Raw genomic sequence first — 23,922 nt, 5'->3', positions numbered from 1 at the left:
TTCTTTGGGTATTTCATGCAAAAGTCTTTTGGTTCAGTCCGGTAACAAAATCCGCACTTTTGGCGGTTACCTCCACCCAGGCCGGCCTGAAACCGCTTTTTATAGCATTCCGGACCGATTTGATATTGGACCAGGCAGCGCAGTAAAAGGGAACCTTCCCCCTGCCTAAAGCCTCAAATGCCATACGGCTGGTCAGTGCGGTGGCAATCCCCTTTCTCCGGTATTCCGGCAAGATATCAATGCCGACCTGCCACATGGTTTCGCAGTCAGCGGAACAGCCTGCAAGCCCTACCAGCCTGCCGTCATCGTAAGCACCTGCCGCCAAAACATCCAGGTGCTTACGCTTTTCACACAAGGCGTTGCTCCACTGAGAGGTATACAGCTCCTTAAACTCCTCCGGTTCCAGAATTTTAATCTCATAACCGCAGTCCATGACTTTCAATGCACTTAAATCCGGCAGAAAGTATTCGGCCATAAAACAGATCCTCATCCCTCTTTTCTGAAGCTCATCGTTGAGTATGTGAAGGTTAGGGGTTTCAAAACAATTTATAACAGGGTATTTGTTGATATATTCTTTGACAAATTCGGCAATGTCCTCATTTACCGATGCAACAATATTGTTCCCATAAGAGACCAGATCACAGTAAAAAGGCAATTCCAGATATTTTCTGGCATTTGCATGATTAGCTGAAATAACGATTTTATTTTCACTTGTACAGAAATCCCCAGGCTGACAGTTGGCATCAATTGCTGACTGGCCCATTGCGATTTCCAGAATTCTTTCATTCGTCATACACATTCCTCCTGGCCGGATAATTTAAATAATGAAAAAGAGGAGTCTCGGTGTCCCGGCATCAGAATATCTGATCTTTATCAATGATCTTTCGGATCCATCCCTCCGGTGCCTCTGTCGTTCCCAGCTGAATTCCGGTTAGAAGATCATATAATTGCTGAATAACTGGTCCCATTTTCTCCAGCCCGCTGGCAAAACATATTTCTTTTCCATGGTCTACTACCTTTCCTACCGGAGAAATGACTGCTGCAGTACCGCACAAACCGCATTCTGCAAAATCCGGAAGCTCTGATAAGCGTACCGGGCGCTCAGTTACTTTCAGCCCTAAGTAATGTTCAGCAACATACAACATGGATCTTCTTGTAATTGAGGGTAATATGGTGTTTGATTCAGGAGTTACAATCTCATTATCTTTGGTAACAAATAAGAAATTAGCACCACCTGTTTCTTCTACATACGTATGTGTAACAGGATCTAAAAACATGTTCTCATCAAAGCCGGCATCATGGGCCGTTACATAGGCATGTAAACTCATGGCGTAGTTTAAACCGGCTTTTAAATGCCCGGTTCCGCGAGGCGCCGCTCTGTCATAATCGCTGACACATAAGGTTAATGGCCTGGCGCCGCCTTTAAAATACGGACCGACCGGGGTGCAGATTAAGCGAAACTGATATTCATCAGAAGGCTTCACTCCAATAACCGGTCCGGTAGCAAACATATACGGTCTTAAATAAAGAGATGCGCCTGTACCGTATGGAGGTACCCAGGATATATTGGCTGTTACAACCTGGTCTACCGCTTCCAAAAATTTTTCTTTCGGAAATGGCGGCATTTCCATTCCCCTTGCAGAATCCATCATACGCTCTGCATTTAAGTCCGGGCGAAATGTAACAATGCTTCCATCTTTGGCCGTATATGCTTTCAGTCCCTCAAAGATTTCCTGGCAATACTGTAAAATACCAGCGCATTCATTCAATACAACATTGGCATCTGAAGTCAGCAAGCCCTTGTCCCATCTTCCGCCTTTGTACTCTGACACATAGCGTTTATCCGTTTTCCTGTATCCAAAACCAATATTTTCCCAGTCCATATTTTTCTTTTCCATAAAAAACTCCCTTAAATATAAAATTAATGAAAGCATGGCAGCAGCACTGCTGCCATGCTTTCATCTACTATATCATCCTAATTGCAATTACTCAACTGATTTACAATATTATCCACTGCCTGCCGTACATATGCAGGGTCCGTTGCAAGGTTCAGACGGACAAAACCTTTAAAATTCTCACCAAACCACTCGCCATAATCAACAGCGAGCCGGCATTTATCCTGTATAAATTCCTTAACACAATTCTGATCCACGCATTTTCGCAGATCAAGCAGAACCAGATAAGTGCCCTCAAGATCACATACCGTGATAGCAGGTGCCTTCTCATTTAACATATCTCTTAAATAACTGTAGTTATCCTCAATAATTTCCAATACATGATCCAGCCATTCCTGGCCATGTGCATAAGCCGCCATCGTTGCAGCCACGCCTAATACGTTGATTTCCGTACGATTTAATGCACTTGCAAACTTATCGTAGACTGCCCTCAAAGATTCATTGGTTATGATGATATGAGAATGCAAAAAATGAAAAACAAGAAAATATTTACTTAGCTAACTATTGATTTTAGAAATCAAATGTGTTACATTATTAACAAATTTAATCACGGTATTGACAAATACCTGTGGAAAGGAGATAGTGTTATGCTGACTACATTCAAAGCTACTGCAACAAAATTATCCGATGGTTTACAAGTTGAAACAAATTCAAGAGGTTTTAAAATACTCCTTGATGAGCCTGAGGAAATGGGAGGCACTGATGCTTTCATGAATCCTGTGGAGGCTCTTTTATGTGCCCTGGGAGCTTGCCAGACAATCGTAGCAACCGCATTTGCAGCTGCCCACGACATCGTATTTGAGGAATTTCATGTTGAACTTGAAGGGGATTTGGATCCGGATGGTTTCATGGGCTTAGCCAATGTAAGAAACGGCTTTCAGGAAATTCGCTTTGTAATGCATTTTAAGACCAATGAACCCAAAGAGAAAATTGAAAACTATGCAAAGTTTATTGAGCAAACCTGCCCTGTAGGCGATTGCCTGGCTAATGGTGTGAAATTAGTATTATCAGGTGTGGCAATTGACTAATTAATACCTACATACAGCAAAAGAGCCTTTTTATAATTGGCTCTTTTGCTTATACGTACAAAAAATAAAGGAGAATATCACATGATCATTAAAATGCCAGCAATCCCTGGCGGAAAAACAAGTAAAGTAGGAAAAATAAATGTAAAAGTTGGCGATAAAGTAGCTGTCGGCGACATCCTTGTGCAAGTAGAGACAGCAAAAGGAAATCGCCCGATAAAGGCAACATCGGATGGCGCAGTTTTTAGAATATTATGTGAAGAAGGTTCCGAAATTGCCCCCAATACTGAATTGTTTGATATCACGGAATGTTTGGTTGCTGGAAAATCAACAGAATCAGATTTAAAAGACATGGCGCAAACAGCTTCTGTGGAACTCTCCACGGATTTACTTATAATCGGCGGAGGACCAGGGGGATACGTGGCAGCTATTTACGCGGCCAAAAACGGTTTAACGGTAACTCTGGTGGAAAAATCAGAGTTAGGGGGAACATGCTTAAATGTCGGCTGTATTCCTACTAAGGCGCTTGTAAAATCTTCTGAAATCTGCCATAATGCAAACACAGCTTCCATTTTCGGCGTAGAAATCGAAGGTAGAATCTCGGTCAATATGAAGCAGGTCATTGCCCGCAAGGACCAGATAAAAGATAAGCTTGTTTCCGGAATTGATTATCTCATGAGTAAAAATGAAATCAATGTAATCTCCGGTCAGGCGTCTTTTATTGACATGTATACCGTCGCAGTGAATGGAAGTCAAAGCTACATGATTAAAGCAAAGGATATTATCATAGCAACGGGGTCTAAAATTTCAAAACCGGCAATCCCCGGTCTGGACCTGCCTTTTGTATTAAACAGCACCACCGCGCTGTCTGACACGGATCTTCCTAAATCCATTGCAATTATTGGAGGCGGGGTCATTGGTATGGAATTTGCGTTTATCTATAAAAATTTTGGCGTTGATGTACACGTTATTGAATTTATGGATCGTATATTAACCATGGTTGACAATGACATATCCAATGAAATGCACGCTATTGCAGAAGAAGCAAAAATTAAGATCCACACTGGCTCAAAGGTGTTGAAAATTCAAAGTTCTATTAATGATGCGGCAGTCATTACCTATGAGGATAAAAATGGTGAGCATTTGATTGTAAGCGACAAAGTTTTAGTAGCTATCGGCAGGGAGCCTGATTTAGATGGGCTATCACTTAATCATAGCGATGTCTCATTAAACAGCAGGGGAAGAGGCATTCAGGTAGATTCTTCCATGCGCACAAATATTGATCATATTTATGCAATTGGGGACGTAACAGACATTATTCAACTGGCCCACGTGGCTTCTCATCAGGCTATTGTTGCTGTAGACAATATATTAGGGAAAAGTAAAGAGATGGATTACTCGGCCGTTCCAAATGTCATATTTACCACTCCGGAAATTGCAAGCGTTGGTATAAACGAAGATAAAGCAATGGCAGAGGGAATGGATATCACGATCGGCAGATTTTCATTTAAAGGAAATGGAAAAGCATTGACAATGAATGAACCACGGGGTTTTATAAAACTGGTGAAAAACAACGATTCTCAAAAGATTATCGGAGGATCTATTATAGGCCCTGATGCTTCCTCCTTAATAAGCACACTGACTCTGGCGATTGCCAATGGATTTACCGAAAAACAAATAACAGAGACAATATTTTCACACCCAACTACCAGTGAGGTGATTCATGAAGCTGCACTGGATCTTGGAATCGGAGCTTTGCACCAATAATGAAAAAAAATAATAGTTTCAAAAGAATTTGATCCATATTTTAACATCGCTGCAGAACATCAGTTGTTTCTGGCCTCTGACGAAGATATCCATCTATTTCTATGGCAAAATGATGCTTCTGTGATCATAGGAAGAAACCAGAACTTATACGCCGAATGTAATCTTTCATACCTTAAGGAGCAGAATATCAAGGCGGTTCGCAGGTTTTCCGGAGGCGGGGCCGTATACCATGATAAGGGAAATGTTAATTTTACCTTTATTACAAAAGAAGCCTTGGCAAGTCATGTCCAGTTCATAGAAATCATCCAATCAGTAATGTTGAGACTCGGTATTGATTGTGAATTTAGCGGCAGAAATGATTTGCTGTATAAAAACCAGAAGTTTTCCGGACATGCTTATTATACTGATAACGATAATTATATGTATCACGGCACAATTTTAGTTCATGTGGACTTTGGGCGGTTAGAAAAAGCCCTCACACCCTCCACATTAAAATTACAATCCAAAGGAGTTAAGTCCGTTAAAAACAGAGTCATAAACTTATCAGAAATCAGTAAGAAAATAACCACAGAAAGAGTAATAGAAGCATTCATCGAGACCTTTGATAGTAAAAAAATAGAGTATATTAATAAAACTAACTTTAATGCCCCTTTGGAATCACTTCTCTCATCTTATGATTGGCTGTATGCACAATCACCCAATTTCGACATCGTATTGGAACGTAAATATTCTTTAGGAAACGTATCCGTGCACATCTCAATATCTGATGGGATAATAAAAAATGCCAAAATCAGTACAGACAGTCTGCAGCTTTATGATTTCAGAATATGTGAGAATAATCTAAGTGAGAAACAATTTGACGAAGCAACAATATGGGAGTGTATGGACCTGTATATTCTAAACCATTTAAAACTATCTTAATTCTGTCCTGCCAGCAAAAAAAGTATAGTATACTTAAATCTTTTATGTTAATATAATCTATATAAACAAAAAGGAATTAGATGGTGATGAATTATGTTTGATTTAGATGACTGTATTGCTTTTATAACCTGCAGAGGTGCAAAGAAATTAGCCGATTGTTTAGAAAAAAGATTAAATCATTATAATATTACAAGATCCCAGTGGATTGCATTATATTATATAAAAAATAACAACTTGATTACCCAAAAGCAATTATCGGACAAGATGTCACTCAAAGAACCAAGCGTTGTACGGTTAATTGATAAGATGGAAGCGCTTGGGTGGGTGCATAGAGTGAACAATGAAAGTGATAAAAGAACGAAATTATTAACGCTTACAAATGACGGGATAAAAATTGAAGATGAGATGCTGGCAATCACTGAAAAATTTAAGTCAGACGTACTTAATGGTCTTACCCAGCTGGAGCTTGACAGCTTCAAATCAGCCTTAAACAAAATGCTTAATAATATAGAGACTACACCTTCTTTTCCACCTGGCTCCAATTGATTTTACACGTGCATTCTTCAGTCTTTGTTTTTATAAAAAGATATTCCTGATCTGCTGATTTCTAATACCATGTATAAAGAGGAAGCAACACCTCATTTATGCATGGTATTTTTTATTCTCTCCTCTCCTGCTCACAGACCCCTCATCATTTCCCGATTTCCGAAAAAATGAAAGCGCTTCTGCTTATTGCCTAAGTTAACTTTTCCACTGGGCTTTCAGCAGCTACAGAGGCTTTCCTCGCTTCAAATGAAGCGGCATCATCCCATTTTTTCACTGCCTAATTGGCCATAATCGACACCAGGATTAAAGTTACAATAACAGCACAGGCACACTGCGCGGTTGCACTGTACAGTCTCCCGGCAAAGAAAAAGACAGCTACTCGCTGTCCTCTTCCTCATAAGCTTCTCTGTTTTCTTCATGCCTCAGCGTATTAGGTCCCAGAAAATGTCCTGTTCCCCAGTGGTTGTTGAAAGTATTGACTTCCTCAGCCACATCTTTTTTAGGCTTCCGATTTTCCTTGTTTTTCTCCATATTATCACCTCAGCCATAGTATGGACGATTATTAGAAGAATTATGTTGGAAAAGAAAACACCCATCGATCAAATTACGACAGGCGTTTTCAAAAAAAAGGAGGGAAATCTATGAATAATTGACTATGAATTTTATGTCGTATACGGATAATCTTACAATGTTAAGATATAAAGCTTCGACCTGTCCCGTGACTATCTTGAAATTTTTTTATTAAAATTATTTAGTCAAGAAAAATCATCGTTTTCAATCGGCCACTAAGCCATTACACATGGCAGCCGCAGGGGGCCAAATTTACCTGATTTTAGATATCATCATTATAAATCAGCCGTGTGGACATTACAAAGACACGATTTGTCAATAGCCCTGATCCAGTACATTATTCCCTTACAGCCTCCAAGGCTGCTGTCCTTACCAGCTGCTCTGCTAACTCTTTTTTCAAACACTCGCGTCCCTGATGCCAATTTTTCCATCAAATCACTGTTATTTTATGAATAATTTTTGATTTATTGGGAATTATAATTGTGTCCCATCTCGTGTATAAGCCTGAGTAACCTTCCTTTTCGTTACTTGGGCTTTTGTCCCTCTCAAGTGCTCCAGTCTTCGTCCTGGTGCTTTACCCAGTCTCCGATCTGGACATAAACTCCTATATGTATAAGCCGGCCTCGTTGCAAAGAAGGTCGTTGCAGGCAAAACCTTAATTGCTAAGGCTGCCTCAGTGTGATCCTCTGCCATGCTCATATTGCAACCGGCGCTCTTTTGGTGAATTTCTTAATGTATCCCTCCTGCCTTTTTCCTTTTACTCCCTATTGCCATCAAGAACATATGTTTGCTATAATTCCTATTATGCACCAGAACGTACGTTTATTATAATTGCCACCGAGGTGATAGTAATGCCATTTTATATTGATCGTCCATGCCCAAAAGAAACCATTGATTTATCCTATAATCGCACTTTACCGGTGATCGCCAGCTTTAATGCCCGCGGCGATTGCGTACCAATTTATTTTAGATATATTTTTACTGACGGTACTTACACTGATATTGCCATTGATCGCGTTGTAAATATTGATAAACGCTTCCGTCAGACTACTTATATTTGTGATGTTACTGCAAACGATACGCGCCAAAAGGTGACACTTACCTATTTTCGGGAGGACGGTCTATGGGCTCTCAAGACCAATTAAATAACAGTTTTCTTGAATAATTTGATGTTTAAAAAACTTTATGCCGTAATTATAAATAGCCAGTAATTTTCTTTATATATTCATTCCATTGGACTTCAGCTTCCACCTCGCGATGGACACCCTTGGTCTTGGCTATGTCCTTCCCACCACCAGGGCGGACCAGGGACTTTCCATTAGAACGTGCGCCCGCTGGGCGCACCACAAAAAGAGGAGCCGCCTAAAGCGAACTCCTCTTTTCTCTATCAAATGGTATTTTACCTTTAAAAATAAAGGTTTATCCTTAGAATTTACCTTCTTTTGCACTTTCCTCGATCCCAACAGCCACAGCAACGGTAGCGCCGACCATAGGGTTATTGCCCATACCGATCAGACCCATCATTTCCACGTGAGCCGGAACAGAAGAAGAACCTGCGAACTGGGCATCAGAGTGCATACGTCCCATGGTATCAGTCATACCGTAGGAAGCCGGGCCTGCTCCCATGTTGTCCGGATGAAGGGTACGTCCTGTACCGCCGCCGGAAGCTACGGAGAAATATTTCTTGCCCTTCTCTGTACATTCCTTCTTATAGGTTCCTGCTACCGGATGCTGGAATCTGGTTGGGTTGGTGGAGTTGCCTGTGATGGAAACGTCAACGCCTTCCTTCCACATAACTGCAACGCCTTCTGTTACATCGTTTGCGCCGTAGCAGTTAACTTTTGCTCTTAAACCTTCTGAGTAGGACTTTCTCCAAAGCTCTTTTACTTCGCCTGTGTAATAATCCATCTCTGTTTCTACGTATGTAAATCCATTGATTCTGGAAATGATCTGAGCTGCATCCTTTCCTAAACCATTTAAGATAACTCTTAAAGGATTCTGACGAACCTTGTTTGCCTTCTCAGCAATACCAATTGCACCTTCTGCTGCCGCAAAGGACTCATGGCCTGCTAAAAAACAGAAGCAGTCTGTCTCTTCTTCCAGAAGCATCTTTCCTAAGTTGCCATGTCCCAGACCTACTTTACGCTGGTCTGCAACGGAGCCTGGAATACAGAAAGCCTGAAGTCCCTCTCCAATGGCTGCTGCTGCGTCAGATGCTTTTCTGCAGCCTTTCTTGATTGCGATAGCTGCTCCCACTATGTAAGCCCAACAGGCATTCTCAAAGCAGATCGGCTGGATCTTTTTTACCTGCTCGTACACATCTAAGCCTGCATCTTTTGTAATCTTCTCAGCTTCTTCAATTGAAGCAATACCATAGCTGTTTAATACAGAATTGATTTTGTCAATTCTTCTCTCATATGATTCAAATAATGCCATTATCTTGTCCTCCTTATTATTGGCCAAATATCTTCGCTTTGATAACCGGTAACCGACAATCCTCCGACAATCCGATTATTCATGTCTTGGGTCAATGATCTTAGCAGCATCTGCAACGCGGCCGTACTGTCCCTTAGCCTTTTCCCAAGCGGTGTTCGGATCATCGCCCTTCTTGATGAAGTCTGTCATCTTTCCAAGGCTTACGAACTGATAGCCAATAATCTGGTCTTCTTCATCCAAAGCAATGCCGGTTACATAACCTTCCGCCATCTCTAAATAACGAGGACCTTTCTTTAATGTTCCGTACATGGTTCCAACCTGTGAACGGAGACCCTTTCCTAAGTCTTCCAGACCTGCACCTACAGGAAGTCCGTCTTCAGAGAAAGCGCTCTGGGTTCTTCCGTATGCGATCTGTAAGAATAATTCTCTCATTGCTGTATTGATAGCATCACAGACAAGGTCTGTATTTAATGCTTCTAAAACGGTCAGTCCCGGTAAAATCTCAGCCGCCATAGCAGCGGAATGTGTCATACCGGAACATCCGATTGTCTCTACTAATGCTTCCTGAATAATGCCCTCTTTTACGTTAAGAGTCAGCTTGCATGCGCCCTGCTGGGGAGCACACCAGCCAACGCCATGTGTCAGACCGGAGATATCTTTAACTTCTCTAGATTTTACCCATTTTGCTTCTTCCGGGATTGGAGCTGCGCCGTGATGAACGCCCTGTGCCACTATGCACATCTCTTCTACTTCCTGTGAATAAATCATGTTAATACTCCTTTCGAATAAGTAATCATTGTGAACAGTACTTTGTTAATTATATCACATCATACTTGATCATATTTTCTCATATAATGTCGGTTTCCGCAAGTATTTTTTCCAAAAAAGCAGGGAGGAACGAATCCTCCCTGCTTTTTTTGTTCTTTATAAAATTCTCCTGACGGAAAGAATGGTCCGGTATGTAGCTGTTCCCACTTTAATTCCGGTTGCCGGGGAACTTGCATGAACAATTTGTCCATTGCCGATATAAATCCCTATATGGCCTGCATAGCAGATCAAATCTCCGGGCTGGGCCTCAGAATAAGATACCTCACGTCCTGCGGAGCGCTGCTCTGAAGAGCTTCTTGGAAGAGAATATCCGAAATGCCTGTATACGGACAATACAAATCCGGAACAGTCCGCACCACTGGTCAGGCTGGTTCCTCCAAATACATAAGGATTCCCCACAAACTGAAGCCCATAATCTGCAACCGCACGTCCTTCGGCGGTTCCGCCATTGCTCTTGTTGGCTGTGGGACCGGTGTACTTGTTGTTGGCATTGGAGGACTTGGGTTTTGAGCTGGTGTTAGCAGCAGCCTTCTTTCTGGCCTCTTCCTCCGCCTTTTTCCTGGCTTCTTCGGCTGCCTTCTTCCTGGCCTCCTCTTCCTTCGCCTTGCGGATCTCCTCATTCTTCTTTGCTACCGTCTGAGCATAAACTGCCGCATCCTGCTTGGCCTGTGCAAGCTGGCTGTCAAAATTGGAAACTTCCTTTTTCTTCGTGGAGATCAGCGTCTCAAGCTGGGACTGCTGATCCTTATACTCCAGCTCCATGACCTCCATCTCAGCCTTGTCCTCTTCTAAGTCAGACTTATAATCGGCCACCTTCTGCTTTGTCTCCTGAAAGGTGATCAGCATGTTCCGGTCGTATGTATAAATTCCTTCTACGTATTCTGCCTTATTAAGAAGGTCAGACATGTTTTTCACCTGAAGGAAAATATCCAGATATTCTGTATCTCCCTTTTCATACATGTACTGGATTCTCTTTTTCATGGAAGCATACTGCTTTTCTTCATCTTTCTTAGCCGCAGCATAGTCCAGCTCCGCCTGCTTGATCTCTGCTTCCTTGTTGGCCATATCACTTTCCAGAACCTTGATATCAGACAAAAGAGCAGTCAGGTCAGTGGTCAGCTTTGATACCTGATTCTGGGCGGCACTCTTTTTGCTTTCTGCGTCCTGAGCCTTTTTATTTGCCTCTTCCAACTTTTTCTGGGCTTCCTGTTTCTCTTTTTCCGCTTTTGACGTAGCCCAGGCGGGAACAGTCTGGCCGCAGACCATTGCACTTACTAACAGGCCGCAGAGAAGCTTTTGCAGCATTTTTCTGTTTCTTTCATACATAATCTGTATTTTTCGTTTCATCGTCAGTTCCTTTTCCCCTTTTTTCTACCTTATATGTTACCGTATAACCAGGGTAAAATTCAAGTCCTATTTTGGAAAATTTTGATATTTTTAAGATACGGCCAAAGTTCCTGCCTCTTCATCCCTCATAAATTTCAATTCATTCAATATTTTCACCACTATGACCGTGGCAAGGACAAAGGTAAATACATCCGCAACCGGCTGGGATATCTGAAGTCCCAGGACGCCTAAAAATCCTGGTAACACCAGAAGCGCCGGGATCAGGAAAAGCCCCTGTCTTCCCATTGCCACCAGGGATGCCCGGAATCCGTAGCCAATGGACTGGGTCAGCATATTCACCATGATCACCCATGCCTGGATGGGAAGGGTCAGCATATTAAGCCGCAAAGCAAGAGTCCCTATCTCTATGACCTCCATATCCTCCCGCCGGAAGGCCGTAATAATGGGCCGGCTGAAAGCAAAGGCCCCGATCCCCAGCACGGTCAGCATGACCACCGCCACCTTTACGCAGAACCAGTAAGCCTCCAGGACCCGGTCATACCGTTTCGCTCCAAAATTAAAGCCGCAGACAGGCTGAAATCCCTGGCCGAACCCGATCAGCGCGGAATTGATGAACATCATAAACCGGGTGACAATGGACATGGCGGCAATGGCAGAATCTCCAAAGGGACCTGCCGCAAAATTTAAGGTCACCATGGCTGCGCTCGCAAGTCCCTGACGGCAGAAAGAGGGAAGCCCTGCGTGGAGAATCTCCCCGTACATGTTCCATGTGGGCATAAAGTTTTTAATCTTAAGCTTAATACAGCCCTCCCTGAAATTACACTGATAAAACAATACCATAAAGCTTATGATCTGGCTTATCATGGTCGCAATGGCTGCTCCTGAAATTCCCATTCCCAATCCGAAAATAAAAAGAGGATCCAGGATCATGTTTAAAACCCCTCCCAGTGTGATTCCCGCCATGGCAAAAAAGGCATTTCCCTGGGATCTTAAAATATTGTTCATTACAAAAGAGGACATCATAAAGGGCGCTGCAAACAGGACGTATCTGGCATAATCCATTGCATAAGGCGCTATGGTCTTTGTTGCCCCCAGAAAATAAACAAGCTGCTCTAAAAAGATCAGGCCGAATACCGTGACCACCAGGCCGATCAGTATTGCCGTAAAAAACGCGGTGGCTGCCGCCTGGTCTGCATGAGTCTCATCCCGGTTTCCTAAGGACCGGGAAATATAGTTTCCGCTTCCCATCCCAAGGGTAAAGCCTACGGCCTGGATCATTGCCATAGCGGAAAACGTGACTCCCACGGCGCCGGAAGCGCTGGTACCTATCTGGCTTACAAAAAAAGTATCCGCCATATTGTAAACAGAGGTTACCAGCATGCTGATGATCGTGGGCACCGCCAGGCGGGGAATTAAGGAGGAAACCGGAGTACCGATCATCTGATCATACCGTTCCTCCTTTGTCAATGGTTTTTTCATTTACAGCTCCCCTTTCAAGGTATTATTCAAGCCCCGCTTCCATCCGGGTCCGATGTTCATCCTGGGGCAGTCTTCTCACCACAATGAGAAAAGAAAAAAAGAATAAGATTCCTTTGATAATGCTTGAAATAGTAAATGCCCACCAGACTCCGTCAAGCCCAAGGGCAGTACCGCTTAAAATCATGGCAAGAGGGATCCTGGCAGAAGTAAATACAACGCTGAGGACTGAGCAGAGAAGAGTCTTTCCAAGGCCGGAGAGAGCTCCTACGGTCGTCAGTTCTATGCACATGAACATCTGACAAAGTCCAAGGATCACCAGATAGCGAATCCCCATTGGAATGACCTCTGCTTCATGGATGAATAATCCGAAGATCTGCTCCGGAAGACCGATCAAAAGGGCCGTGCAGAACAATCCCCAGACAAACATGACTCCTGTCGCCGTAAAATAGCCCTTTTTTACTCTTCCATATTGTCCTGCTCCATAATTTTGCCCGACAAAAGAATTAATGGCGGCTGCAAATCCATCTGCCGTCATCCAGGATATGGATTCGATCTGCCCGCCTACGCGCAAAACCGCCACAGCCGTATCACCAAACCCGGTCACAAACCTGGTCAGGACCATGGAAATGCTGGTATAGATTAAGTTTTGCACGGAAGCAGGAAATCCTATCTGTATCATTGCCTTCATATGATCCCAGGAAACTTTATGGAACACCTTCACTTTATCAAACAGCAGCCGGTCCTTTTTTATGACCATAAAAAACACCAGGGTCACAACTGCCTGAGCCATAACTGTTGCAATGGCAGCTCCTGCCACCCCGGAACCTTTTATCGGACCTATTCCAAAGATCAGGACAGGATCCAGAACCATATTCAAAACCAGGCCGATAAAGTTAGCGAACAGCGGCGTCCGGCTGTCCCCCATGGCTGTCATGATCCCGGTAATAATCACGTTCAGAAAGGAAAATATAATCAAGCCGCAGGTGATCTTCAAATAAACCTGGGCATTATGTACCACAGAAATATCATTCAGACCAAAAAAACCGATCAATGGCTTTGCTCCGAAAAACGACACAGCGCCATAAAGAAACGCAAACAAAAAGCCCATTTGGAGTGCACCGGAAGCGAAAACTGCCGCGTCTTCCTTATCACCCCTTCCAAGGGAGTGGGCTACCTTTACCTGGCCGCCCATTTTTGCAAGGGCCACAACGCCCTGGGAAAGCCAGACATACATGCCTCCTGCTCCCACCGCCGCAACAGCCGGGGAACCTACCAGCCCGATCCACGCCATATCAGTCAGGCTGTAAGCCATCTGAACCAGGGCTGTAACCATGATAGGAAGAGCCAGTCCGGTAAGGGAGGTAAATATATGTCCCCTTAATAAATCAATTTTTTTATTCATAAAATAATTTTCACAACCTTTCAAAAGGACCGCCAGTAAAATGGCGGCCCTTTGACTATCTGGATTATTCCTTTGAAGAAAGATATTCGTGAATCCCTCTTGCTCCAGCACGTCCGGCTTCCATAGCCAGAATCACGGTTGCAGCTCCTGTAACCGCATCTCCTCCGGCATAAACACCTTCCTTGCTGGTCTTTCCTGTAGATTCCTCAGCAATGATGCATTTGCGCTTGTTGATATCCAGTCCCTTTGTTGTATTGGATATAAGCGGATTTGGTGAGGTTCCCAAAGACATGATAACCGTATCCACATCAATGATGAATTCAGACCCTTCTATCTCCACAGGTCTTCTTCTGCCGGAAGCATCCGGCTCACCAAGCTCCATTCTGATGCATTTCATTCCATTTACCCAGCCCTTTTCATCCGTAAGGATCTCTAACGGGTTGGTTAAAAGGTCAAAAATGATGCCTTCTTCTTTTGCGTGATGAACCTCTTCCACTCTTGCAGGAAGCTCTGCCTCACTTCTTCTATAGACAACATGTACCTCCGCACCGAGACGAAGGGCTGTCCTGGCCGCATCCATGGCAACGTTTCCGCCGCCTACGACTGCTACCTTTTTGCCTGCAACGATGGGGGTATCATAATCACTTCGGAACGCCTTCATCAGATTGCTTCTTGTTAAATATTCGTTGGCAGAGAATACGCCGTTGGCATTCTCTCCCGGAATTCCCATAAACATGGGAAGACCTGCTCCTGAGCCGATGAATATCGCCTGGAAGCCTTCTTCATCTAAAAGCTCATCAATGGTCACGGACTTGCCCACGATCACATTGGTCTCGATCTTAACGCCAAGCTTTCTTACGTTGTCAATTTCCGGCTGAACCACACCTTCCTTTGGAAGACGGAACTCAGGTATGCCGTAGGTCAGTACGCCGCCCGGCTCATGAAGGGCTTCAAAAATGGTAACCTCATAGCCAAGCTTCGCTAAGTCTCCGGCGCAGGTCAGTCCGGAAGGACCGGAACCGATGACAGCTACCTTCTTGCCATTGGTCGTTTCCGGGGCAGCGGGTACAAAACCGTGCTCTCTGGACCAGTCTGCCACAAAACGCTCCAGTTTTCCGATGGAAATAGGCTCTCCCTTGATTCCGCGGATGCACCGGCCTTCGCACTGGCTCTCCTGTGGACACACACGGCCACAGACTGCCGGAAGTGCGGAGGACTGGGCAATGATCTTAGCTGCCTCTTCGTGATTTCCGTCTTCCACTTCCTTAATAAAGCCTGGAATATTGATGGATACCGGACAGCCTGCTACACACTTCGGGTTCTTACACTGAATGCAGCGGCTGGCTTCTTCCTTTGCCTCTTCCTCATTATATCCAAGACAAACCTCTTCAAAGTTCGTCGCTCTTACCTTTGGGTCCTGTTCTCTTACTGGTACTTTCTTTAATACATCCATTACTCGTTACCTCCACACAATCCGCAGCCGCCGTGATGGGTATCGCCTTCACGCTCTTTTAAAACTGCGCGCCCTTCTTCAGATTTATACATCATCTGGCGCTTCATGGCCTCGTCAAAATTAACCAGGTGGCCGTCAAACTCCGGTCCATCCACGCAGGCGAATTTCACCTCTCCTCCAACTGTGACACGACAGGCGCCGCACATGCCGGTTCCGTCTACCATAACAGGGTTTAAGCTGACAACGGTCGGAATACCCAGCTCCTTGGTCACAAGGCAGGTGAATTTCATCATGATCATCGGTCCGATGGCTACGCACACATCGTATTTTTTTCCCTGGTTCTGAACCAGGTCCTTGATTACCTCAGTAACCAGGCCCTTTCTTTCATAAGAGCCGTCATCTGTGGTCACATATAAATTTCCGGCCTGCTCTCTCATAGCATCTTCCAAAATTAATAAGTCCTTGGTCTTTGCCCCCATGATAACATCCACGTCAATGCCGTGTTCTCTCATCCATTTTACCTGGGGATAAACCGGAGCCGTTCCAACACCTCCGGCCACAAATAAATATTTCTTTTTCTTCAGTTCTTCTATATCATCGTGCACGAATTCAGACGCATTGCCCAAAGGTCCCACCACGTCTGCAAAGCTGTCTCCTGTCTTTAATTCAGCCATCTTTTCTGTGCTGGCACCCACTGTCTGAAATACGATAGTAATGCTACCCTTCTCACGATCATAATCACAGATGGTAAGAGGAATTCTCTCTCCTCTGTCATCCATCTTGACAATAACAAATTCTCCAGGCTGGCAGGCTTTGGCAATCCGATGTGCTTCCACATCCATCAGATAGATCTTGTCAGCTAACATCTCTGCTTTTAAAATCTTATACATCTTCATCCTCCTAATATCTTCGTGAATATACCTATACACCGTCCCTGATAGCTTCCCCAACAATCAGGTCAACAGTACTCGTATCATATTACCATTTTTAAAGGTTACTGACAACATTTATTCAAAAATATCGATGAAATTTTATGGATACAGGGGATTTTCTGCTTTTTTTGACAAATTCTGCATATTAATAAACCCAGCGGATATGCCTGAATATCCCATTAATCTGCAAGCAGGGAATTGAGAACGCCTTTTTTTCAAACTTTCCTCTGATACATTCGGAATGTATAGCATAAATCAAAATAAGTCTGTTCATCGCTCTCCGCCGCCATTTCCCATGAAGGATCCTGATCTAAATTGGGGAAATAGGTGTCAGCGCTGTACCTATAGTCAATATAAGTCACATGGGCTGTATTACAATATGGAAGGAACTGCTCATAAATGCTTTGTCCGCCTATGATAAAACAATCCTCCTCAGGATATTTGCCAAGCTCTTCCATTGCCTCTGAAAGGCTGTGGCAGACGACCGCTCCCTTTACTTTGTAATCCGGATTCTTAGTCAACACGATGTTGGTCCTTCCATAGAGCGGCTGTTTTCCGGGAAGGCTCTCCAGGGTCTTTCGACCCATGACGATCACCTTTCCCATGGTTTCGTCCCGGAACAGCTTTTTATCCTCCGGGATGGAAACAAGAAGCTGGCCCTGATTGCCGATAGCCCAGTTTTTATCCACTGCAACGATAATGTTCATAAGTCACCCCCTCCTTTCCTTTTATTCCTCTTCCCCCATGATCAGCTCTTTTGCATAAGGAAGGGTTTCGATCCACCGGCAGAGAGCATGCCATTCCACCAGCTTGTGGCTCCGCCTCGCAAAGTAGATGTTGATCAGTGTCTCGTAATTTAAGGTGCATGTCCTCATCTGGTTGTAACTGGATGGAAGAAGCTGGATTAAATCATACCAGTCCTCTTTTTTCTTGGTCTCTATGTAACGGAGACGGATCTTTTCCAGTTCCGCTACCACGGTTTCCATAAAGTTAAGTGTCCCCTCCGTCATATGGTCATGGCTGAAATCAGTCAGCTCAAAGGGCTTGCTGTGGATCTTATGCATAGTGCTGGTAGAATTGGCCACGGTAGCCACTTTGTAAGTGTCGTATTCTTTCCACCAGTACATGGGCGCCGTAATGTCCACAGACACCAGGATCTGCCGGATGTATTTGCGGTGATCGCTGCCGGCCTTTCTCAGCCGCTTTGCAAGGCCAAGATCGTTGGGGCCAAGGATGTATTCTCCTTCATCATTATAGCCGCTGTCCATACGGTCCCAGCTGTTCATGGGATTTCTTGCACCTCTGATGGCATTTTCTATGTTCATAACACTGGTTCTCTCGCAGTTTAACATGGTATCTTCCTTTCTGTTTGTAAATTTCTTATTTATGGCTCCATTCAATTATAGAGCAAAATACTTGTTTCATCCATTGATTTATTTGTCAAGAAGTCTTATGTTGTACAATTTCTTTTGAGCCGTATAAATGGATCTGTCTCCATTGCATAGATAGGCAACGCTACAGACCATAAAAAAATACGGCATATAAGAGTAGCCGAAAATCTCAGCCCCGATAAAAACAGGCGCTAAAAGAGTGTTTGTAGCGCTTCCGAAAACTGCCGCATACCCCATGGCAGCAACAAATTCAACAGGCAATCCAAGGACTCCTGCAATGGCCGCCCCCAGGCTTGTTCCTATGGCAAACAGAGGAGTGACCTCTCCTCCCTGAAACCCTGCCGCAATGGTGATGATGGTCAGAATGAGCTTTAAAATCCAGTCCCAGCTACTGATATGCCCTCCATGAAAGCCGTCTGAAATTAAATTCGTACCCAGACCGGAATATCTTCCCATTCCAAGAAGAATAAACAGCATTGCCAAAAGGCTGCCGATTATGACTGCCTTTATAACCGGGTCCGGGAAGATTTTCCCAAGCTTACTTTTCATAACTGCCAGACCGTGTGCAAACATTGATCCCACCAGACCAAACAAGATGCCTATGATAATCAGTTTCACCACAAAGGGAGCATCCAACGGAAGCTTTGCACTAAGGTCATAATGGAACTTTTCCAATTCCAGCGCCTTTGAAACCGTACTGGCCGTAAAGGAAGCGGCTATGGCCGGAAACAGGGCGGAATATTCCAAGGTACCAGCTGTTAAAACCTCCAATGCAAAAAAACAAGCGGCTATAGGCGTTTCAAATAAACCTGCAAAACCTGCTGCCATACCTGTGACTAAAAAGATCCTGGAGCTGTTTTTCACCTTTATTTTACGGCCGACCCAGTGGGAAAATGTAGCTCCGATCTGTACGGCTACCCCTTCTCTCCCTGCGCTTCCGCCGAATAAATGAGTGATCCAGGTGCCTAAAACTGTTAACGGGATCAGCCGCAAAGGGATTCTGTCTTCGTCCCCATGACCGACCTGAAAAATCAATCCCATCCCCTTTATGCATTTCCCCTCATCCCAGCGATACAATCTGACTGCCAGGACCCCTGCTGCAGGAAGAAAAATGATCAGAGGAATAAAATATCTTTCCCGCAATTCTGTCACAAAAAGCAGAACCTTGCCAAAACCTGTATCCAATGCTCCCACAACAATGCCGATCACAACTCCGCAAATTCCTAAAACCAGCAATTCCTTATACTTTGTCAGTTTTTCTTCCAGCATATACCAAAACCTCCTTGAGATCATGACCACCTGTAAAAGATCCGGTCACTTTATATTTTACATTTTTATAGGAATTCAAACACTGACAATTGGGTGAATCCTGCAAACTAAAAAAGCTGACAGTTTCTGCATATTTAATCAAAATATGCAGAAGCCATCAGCAAATTGCGGTTTTGATATTCCTATCATGGGAGCGCTTCATTCCCATTCCAGAACTATTATACAGGTTTCTCTTCTCCTGTCAAGTTTTTAATTGTTCCATTGGAAGGGTATCCATATCCCATAAAATCCTGCTTCCTTTTTCCGTCTTTTTCACCACCAGCTTCTTTCCGATCTGTTCCTTTAGCTCTGTCACATGGGAAATGATTCCGATCAGCCTTCGTTCTCCTGCCAGTTCCTGAAGGATGCGGACCGCCTTAAGCCTGGATTCCTCATCCAGGGAACCAAAGCCTTCATCAATGAAAAGGGCATCCATGCTAACATTTCCTGCAGTGCTCTGAATGATATCTGCCATGCCAAGGGCCATGGCAAGAGCCGCCATAAAGGATTCTCCGCCTGAAAGAGTTTTTACATCCCGCACCTTATCCGTTGCCATGGTGTATACATCCAGATCCAGGCCCACCTCTCCCTGTTTTCCAAGGGTCTCCAAATCCCTGCACTGAAGCAAAAACTGGCCGTCTGTCATGACATCCAGCCGTTTGTTTGCCGCATGGATCATCTGGTTAAAATACTGTCTTTGGACGTAAGTCTGAAAATCCAGGCTGGCGGTGCCCGCCATTTTCCCATTGGCGGTCTGGAATAAGGTATGGTACAGCCGGTACGTTTCTTCCAGCTGTTCTCTTTCTCTCCACAGCCGCCTTAAATTTTCAGCTGCCTGAAACGCCCTGCTGCCAATAGCTGTAACCCTGGCTTCCCTGGCCTGCAACTGCCTTTGTTCCTCTTTAAGAGCTTCAGCCTGTTCCTTCCACTGCTCTGTTTCTATCCGTTCACGCCCCTTGGTCTGCTCCTCATACTGGCCGTAAACAGTGCGGGCCTTTAACAGCTCCTTTTCGTAATTCCCGGTTTCCTGCTCCCACTGCCTCACAGTTTCCGGGGACTGTCTTGCCCTGCGGTAATCCTCTTCCCCGGAAAAGCCCAGGGTATCCAAAGCAGACTGAAAGGCATGATACGCCTGTTCCATGGCAAGCCTGCGCATCTCCCGGTTTTCCTTTTCCGAGGCCAGACGGCCCTTTCCTTCCTTTTCCTTTTCCGAAATGATCCGAAACCGTTTTTCCGCATGCTCCTCTGCCAATAAAAGCTCTTCCTTTCTTTTCTGGAAGCGCTCCAGTTCTTTTACGGCTCTCTCCTCCTCAGGGTATGGAAGAAGTTTCTTCACATGATCAGCTTCCGCCAGAACAGCTGCTTTATTCACCTGTTTCTGCTGCCAGTCCTTCATTGCTTTTTCCTTATAAACTTCCAGCTCCTCAAGTCTGCCCCGGTCCGCCTTTCTCTCTTCCAGGATATTCTTTAAAAGGCGGTCTGCATCCAATGCCTCCTGTTCTTCCTTCTCTGCTCCCCTAAAAAGCGTGCCGGCCCGGTTCCTTTCTTCAGACAGGAGAGCTTTCAGCTGATCCTGAGGAAAGGACGCTCCAAACCATTTTTCTTCCTCTCCCTCCACAAGCTCTTTCTGGTGGCGAAAGGCTTCCAGCGCCCTGACGGCAGCCTGGGCGGTTTGGGAACGCCGTTCCTCCGCCTGATTTCTGTTCGCCTTTGCCTGTTCCACCTCTTCCTGGGTGACAGCGCCCGCAGTTAACTCCGCTTTCATGGGGTGATGAACGGAACCGCAGACAGGACAGGGCTTCCCCTCTGTCAGCTCCCTGGCCATGATTCCGGCCTGCAATGCCAGAAATTCCTGAAACCTGGCATTGTAATCTCTTTCAGCCTGTTCATATTCCCTTTGGGCCAAAAGAGCTGCTTCCTGGGATTTTTCTTTTTTTATTCCTGCTGCCTCTTCTTCCCTGACCGCATTCTCAAGGGTTTCCATTGCCTGCTGCCTCTCGAAAAGTTCTGCCTTCTTCTGCCTGATTTCCGGCAGATTCCCTGCCTTCTTCTCCGCCTGCTCCTGCCTTGTCTCGCTTGCTGAAAGCCGTTCCTTTAACCGGGACAGCTCAGCTTCCACGTTGTGAAGGCATTTCTCCGCTTCCTCTTCCTCTCTTTTCCTTTCATAAGAAGTCTTTTCTATTACCCTCCACTGTTGATAAAGAGGTTTGGCCTCCTGCAGCCGGGCAATGAGAACCGACAATTCCGGAACTTCGCCAGCGGATGCCTCCCTGGTTTCCTTTGCCTCTTTTTCAGCAAAAGAGAGAGCAAGGGTTATATCTTCCAATTCCTTTACAAGCTGCCCTGCTCTCCTTACAGCCATTTCATATTCCTGTTTTTTATCCAGATACTGGTTTTCCAGACCACTCGCCCTTTCCGCCCGGACAGCTTCCTTTAACCGTTCCGTCAGCTCCAGCCATTGGTCCTTCCTGCCTTCCAAAAGATCCAGATGTTCCTTTGCCTGCATCAGGCCGTCAAAAAGGCGGTTTACCTCCTGGGCCCTGCTTAATCGCCCTTCTACCTGGGAAAGAAGCTTGACTTTATGATCCCGCTCCTTAAAAAGCTTTTGCTCCATCTCCCTTATTTCTTCCAGGATAGAGCCTAATAAGTTCTGGATTTCTTCTGTCCTTGTTTCCTTAAAAGCCAAAAGCTCCTGCCATGGTTCCCTGTAAAAGCTTTCATCTAATAGCTCCACATTCTCAAGCTCATGGAAGCACATCTTACGATTGTCTTCCAGGCTGTCATAAAGCAGGTTGTTCTGCTCTTTTAATTTCATCTGGATACGGCTGTAGATTCCAGTGTTGAAAATCCTGGAAAAAATCTCCTTCCGCTCCCTGGAGGAGGCATGAAGAAGCCTTAAATAATCTCCCTGGGCGATCATGGCGATTTGAGAAAACTGGTTCTGGTCCACGCCCACGATCTCCTGGATCTTTAAGTTGATATCCCGAAGGCTGCCTGCATATTCCGACCCATCAGGCAAAAGAAGAGAAGCCTTAGCAGGAACCGGAACGGCTGTATATTCCCCGTTTTTATTCTTCCGTTTACTGATCCTTGTATAGGAAGGGCTTCTGGTGATTTCATAAGCTTCTCCCCCCTGAGAGAATTTCAGGGAAACATAGGTTTCCTGATCTTCTGCCCCATACTGGCTGCGCATCATGGAAGGCTCCCGCTTCTGTCCGCTGGTTTCTCCGAACAGGGCAAAAGTTACAGCATCAAAAACAGTGGTCTTTCCTGCACCCGTATCTCCGGTAATGAGGAAAATGCCATGGCCGATCTTCTCAAAATCCACGGTTTCCTTTTCCCCATAGGAACCAAAAGCGGACATGGTCAACTGCAATGGTTTCATAATCCCTCTTCCTCCTTTGCTTCCTGTACGATCCGCTCCATGGCTTTTTCTTCCTCTTTTGTCATGTCTGTGCCTCTTACCGCCTTGAAAAACTGCTTAAATGCCTCCAGGGGCTTAAGGACAGGCACCGTATCTCCCTCTTCCAGACGCTTTTGCCTGGTCCGCTCGTTGTCCACCCGAAGCTCCAGCAAATGGTCAAAAACCTCTTCTAAACGCTCTCTGACCCGGTAAGGGTCTTCCTCATCGGTGAGTGTAACGCTGACAAAATCATGGCGGTTTTCTTCCGTTGCCCTTTTCAGGATTTCAGATAAGTTTCCCCTTTCCCGCCTTACATCCTGAATTCCACAAAGAGGGAGAAACTCCAGTTCCGGCTCCTCTCCCTTTTTCCCCAGATTTACCACTGTAATGGATTTTTTATGGTTTTCCTCGCTGACGGAATATTTATAGGGAGTCCCGCAATACCGGACCATGGCTCTTCCTACTTTCTGGGAACCGTGAAGATGGCCAAGGGCAACGTAATCAAAGGCTGAAAGAATGTCAGAATCTATCCGGTCCAAGCCTCCTGCCATGATAACTGCCTGCTCTGATTCACAGGTTTCCGGATCCTTATTTCCTGCTGCATAAAATTGATGGGATAAAAGGATATTTCTCTCACCCGTATCAATGGTTTCCCTTTCCAAAACAGCCTTTACGGCGCTTTCGTATCCCTCCGGCTGGTTCTCCGGAAAAAGCTGCCTTACATACCCTGGTTTTAAAAAGGGAAGAAAGTAGAAATTTACCGGGCCGTTTTCATCCAGCAATACCACCTTTTTTATGTGCTCTTCCGGGCTTTTGGGAGGGAACGCAGATAAATGGATGTGATGCCGTTCCAGAAAGGCTCCGGCATAAGACAGACGTTCCGGCGAATCGTGGTTTCCGGCAATGATCAGGACAGAAACTTTAGGCTTTATCCCGGAAAGAGCTTCCAGGAAATTTCCGAACATCGTATAGGCCTCCCCGGAAGGCGCCGTTTTATCATAAATATCACCGCAGATCAAGACTGCATCCGGATGATGGACTGCCGCATAATCCACGATCTGCTTTAAGACTGCTTCCTGATTCTCTTTTAGGCTGTAACCGATTAACTGTTTTCCGATATGCAGATCAGACAAATGAAAAATCTTCATGTTTCCTCTTT

Annotated in this window: 21 protein-coding genes and 1 riboswitch; of the genes, 5 read left to right on the top strand and 16 right to left on the bottom strand. The window is 44.9% G+C overall.

Translation table 11 applies throughout. The features are described 5' to 3' along the window. Positions 1 to 13 precede the first annotated feature (13 nt). The 3 genes from K401_RS0118565 to K401_RS31960 all read right to left on the bottom strand — a co-directional run bounded on the left by K401_RS0118565 (position 14) and on the right by K401_RS31960 (position 2,422). Positions 14 to 793 carry a GNAT family N-acetyltransferase gene (locus K401_RS0118565; RefSeq protein ID WP_024294363.1) on the bottom strand — a complete coding sequence of 260 codons (780 nt, stop codon included), beginning with the start codon at positions 791 to 793 and terminating at the stop codon, positions 14 to 16. Positions 794 to 854: 61 nt separating this feature from the next. Continuing rightward, on the bottom strand, positions 855 to 1,898 hold the full coding sequence (locus tag K401_RS0118560; protein ID WP_024294362.1) for a branched-chain amino acid aminotransferase: 1,044 nt from the start codon (positions 1,896 to 1,898) through the stop codon (positions 855 to 857). A 77-nt stretch (positions 1,899 to 1,975) separates the two neighbouring features. Continuing rightward, positions 1,976 to 2,422: an aminotransferase class I/II-fold pyridoxal phosphate-dependent enzyme gene (locus K401_RS31960; RefSeq protein ID WP_156945292.1), complete on the bottom strand. Its 447-nt coding sequence runs from the start codon at positions 2,420 to 2,422 to the stop codon at positions 1,976 to 1,978. 120 nt (positions 2,423 to 2,542) lie between these two features. On the opposite strand from K401_RS31960, the gene K401_RS0118550 reads away from it, so the two are divergent. The 4 genes from K401_RS0118550 to K401_RS0118535 all read left to right on the top strand — a co-directional run bounded on the left by K401_RS0118550 (position 2,543) and on the right by K401_RS0118535 (position 6,214). Further along, positions 2,543 to 2,983, top strand: a complete 441-nt coding sequence (locus tag K401_RS0118550) for an OsmC family protein (RefSeq protein ID WP_024294360.1) — start codon at positions 2,543 to 2,545, stop codon at positions 2,981 to 2,983. Positions 2,984 to 3,064: 81 nt separating this feature from the next. After that, positions 3,065 to 4,747, top strand: a complete 1,683-nt coding sequence (gene lpdA, locus K401_RS0118545) for a dihydrolipoyl dehydrogenase (protein ID WP_024294359.1) — start codon at positions 3,065 to 3,067, stop codon at positions 4,745 to 4,747. Positions 4,748 to 4,756: 9 nt separating this feature from the next. Next, positions 4,757 to 5,668 carry a lipoate--protein ligase gene (gene lplA, locus K401_RS0118540; RefSeq protein ID WP_027352391.1) on the top strand — a complete coding sequence of 304 codons (912 nt, stop codon included), beginning with the start codon at positions 4,757 to 4,759 and terminating at the stop codon, positions 5,666 to 5,668. A 93-nt stretch (positions 5,669 to 5,761) separates the two neighbouring features. Continuing rightward, positions 5,762 to 6,214: a MarR family winged helix-turn-helix transcriptional regulator gene (locus K401_RS0118535; protein WP_024294357.1), complete on the top strand. Its 453-nt coding sequence runs from the start codon at positions 5,762 to 5,764 to the stop codon at positions 6,212 to 6,214. Positions 6,215 to 6,589: 375 nt separating this feature from the next. Here the strand turns inward: K401_RS0118535 and K401_RS33240 are convergent, their stop codons facing one another. After that, on the bottom strand, positions 6,590 to 6,745 hold the full coding sequence (locus K401_RS33240) for a hypothetical protein (RefSeq protein WP_166435282.1): 156 nt from the start codon (positions 6,743 to 6,745) through the stop codon (positions 6,590 to 6,592). A gap of 890 nt (positions 6,746 to 7,635) precedes the next feature. On the opposite strand from K401_RS33240, the gene K401_RS0118525 reads away from it, so the two are divergent. After that, complete coding sequence (locus K401_RS0118525) at positions 7,636 to 7,929, top strand: hypothetical protein (protein WP_024294356.1); 294 nt, start codon at positions 7,636 to 7,638, stop codon at positions 7,927 to 7,929. A 280-nt stretch (positions 7,930 to 8,209) separates the two neighbouring features. On the opposite strand, the gene K401_RS0118515 is transcribed toward K401_RS0118525, so the two are convergent. The 12 genes from K401_RS0118515 to K401_RS0118460 all read right to left on the bottom strand — a co-directional run bounded on the left by K401_RS0118515 (position 8,210) and on the right by K401_RS0118460 (position 23,911). Then, positions 8,210 to 9,220, bottom strand: coding sequence for a GGGtGRT protein (locus K401_RS0118515; RefSeq protein ID WP_024294355.1), 1,011 nt, complete (start codon positions 9,218 to 9,220; stop codon positions 8,210 to 8,212). 75 nt (positions 9,221 to 9,295) lie between these two features. Next, on the bottom strand, positions 9,296 to 9,988 hold the full coding sequence (locus tag K401_RS0118510) for an iron-sulfur cluster assembly scaffold protein (RefSeq protein ID WP_024294354.1): 693 nt from the start codon (positions 9,986 to 9,988) through the stop codon (positions 9,296 to 9,298). 156 nt (positions 9,989 to 10,144) lie between these two features. Next, complete coding sequence (locus K401_RS0118505) at positions 10,145 to 11,395, bottom strand: C40 family peptidase (protein ID WP_024294353.1); 1,251 nt, start codon at positions 11,393 to 11,395, stop codon at positions 10,145 to 10,147. A 90-nt stretch (positions 11,396 to 11,485) separates the two neighbouring features. Then, positions 11,486 to 12,874 (bottom strand): MATE family efflux transporter, encoded by a 1,389-nt coding sequence (locus K401_RS0118500; protein WP_024294352.1) that lies wholly within the window; start codon positions 12,872 to 12,874, stop codon positions 11,486 to 11,488. 22 nt (positions 12,875 to 12,896) lie between these two features. After that, positions 12,897 to 14,276 (bottom strand): MATE family efflux transporter, encoded by a 1,380-nt coding sequence (locus tag K401_RS0118495; protein WP_024294351.1) that lies wholly within the window; start codon positions 14,274 to 14,276, stop codon positions 12,897 to 12,899. 64 nt (positions 14,277 to 14,340) lie between these two features. After that, on the bottom strand, positions 14,341 to 15,729 hold the full coding sequence (gltA, locus tag K401_RS0118490; protein WP_024294350.1) for an NADPH-dependent glutamate synthase: 1,389 nt from the start codon (positions 15,727 to 15,729) through the stop codon (positions 14,341 to 14,343). Further along, positions 15,729 to 16,619: a sulfide/dihydroorotate dehydrogenase-like FAD/NAD-binding protein gene (locus K401_RS0118485; protein WP_024294349.1), complete on the bottom strand. Its 891-nt coding sequence runs from the start codon at positions 16,617 to 16,619 to the stop codon at positions 15,729 to 15,731. Before K401_RS0118485 ends, gltA begins: the two co-directional genes overlap by 1 nt. Before the next feature lie 257 nt (positions 16,620 to 16,876). After that, positions 16,877 to 17,368, bottom strand: coding sequence for a dihydrofolate reductase (locus K401_RS0118480; protein WP_024294348.1), 492 nt, complete (start codon positions 17,366 to 17,368; stop codon positions 16,877 to 16,879). Positions 17,369 to 17,389: 21 nt separating this feature from the next. Beyond that, positions 17,390 to 18,013, bottom strand: coding sequence for a hypothetical protein (locus K401_RS0118475; protein WP_024294347.1), 624 nt, complete (start codon positions 18,011 to 18,013; stop codon positions 17,390 to 17,392). Between the two features lie 81 nt (positions 18,014 to 18,094). Next, positions 18,095 to 19,321 (bottom strand): chloride channel protein, encoded by a 1,227-nt coding sequence (locus tag K401_RS0118470; RefSeq protein ID WP_024294346.1) that lies wholly within the window; start codon positions 19,319 to 19,321, stop codon positions 18,095 to 18,097. Between the two features lie 141 nt (positions 19,322 to 19,462). Then, positions 19,463 to 19,536, bottom strand: a riboswitch (Fluoride riboswitch). A 26-nt stretch (positions 19,537 to 19,562) separates the two neighbouring features. Continuing rightward, a complete protein-coding gene (locus tag K401_RS0118465; protein WP_024294345.1) occupies positions 19,563 to 22,745 on the bottom strand; it encodes an AAA family ATPase in 3,183 nt (1,060 codons plus the stop codon). Next, on the bottom strand, positions 22,742 to 23,911 hold the full coding sequence (locus K401_RS0118460) for an exonuclease SbcCD subunit D (protein ID WP_024294344.1): 1,170 nt from the start codon (positions 23,909 to 23,911) through the stop codon (positions 22,742 to 22,744). The genes K401_RS0118465 and K401_RS0118460 overlap by 4 nt, the downstream gene beginning before the upstream one ends. Between the last annotated feature and the right edge of the window lie 11 nt (positions 23,912 to 23,922).

It is taken from the genome of Lacrimispora indolis DSM 755 (assembly GCF_000526995.1).
Lineage (GTDB): Bacteria > Bacillota > Clostridia > Lachnospirales > Lachnospiraceae > Lacrimispora > Lacrimispora indolis.
The sequence above is the reverse complement of the archived record's forward strand: the minus strand, read 5'-3'. Positions and strand labels throughout refer to the sequence as shown.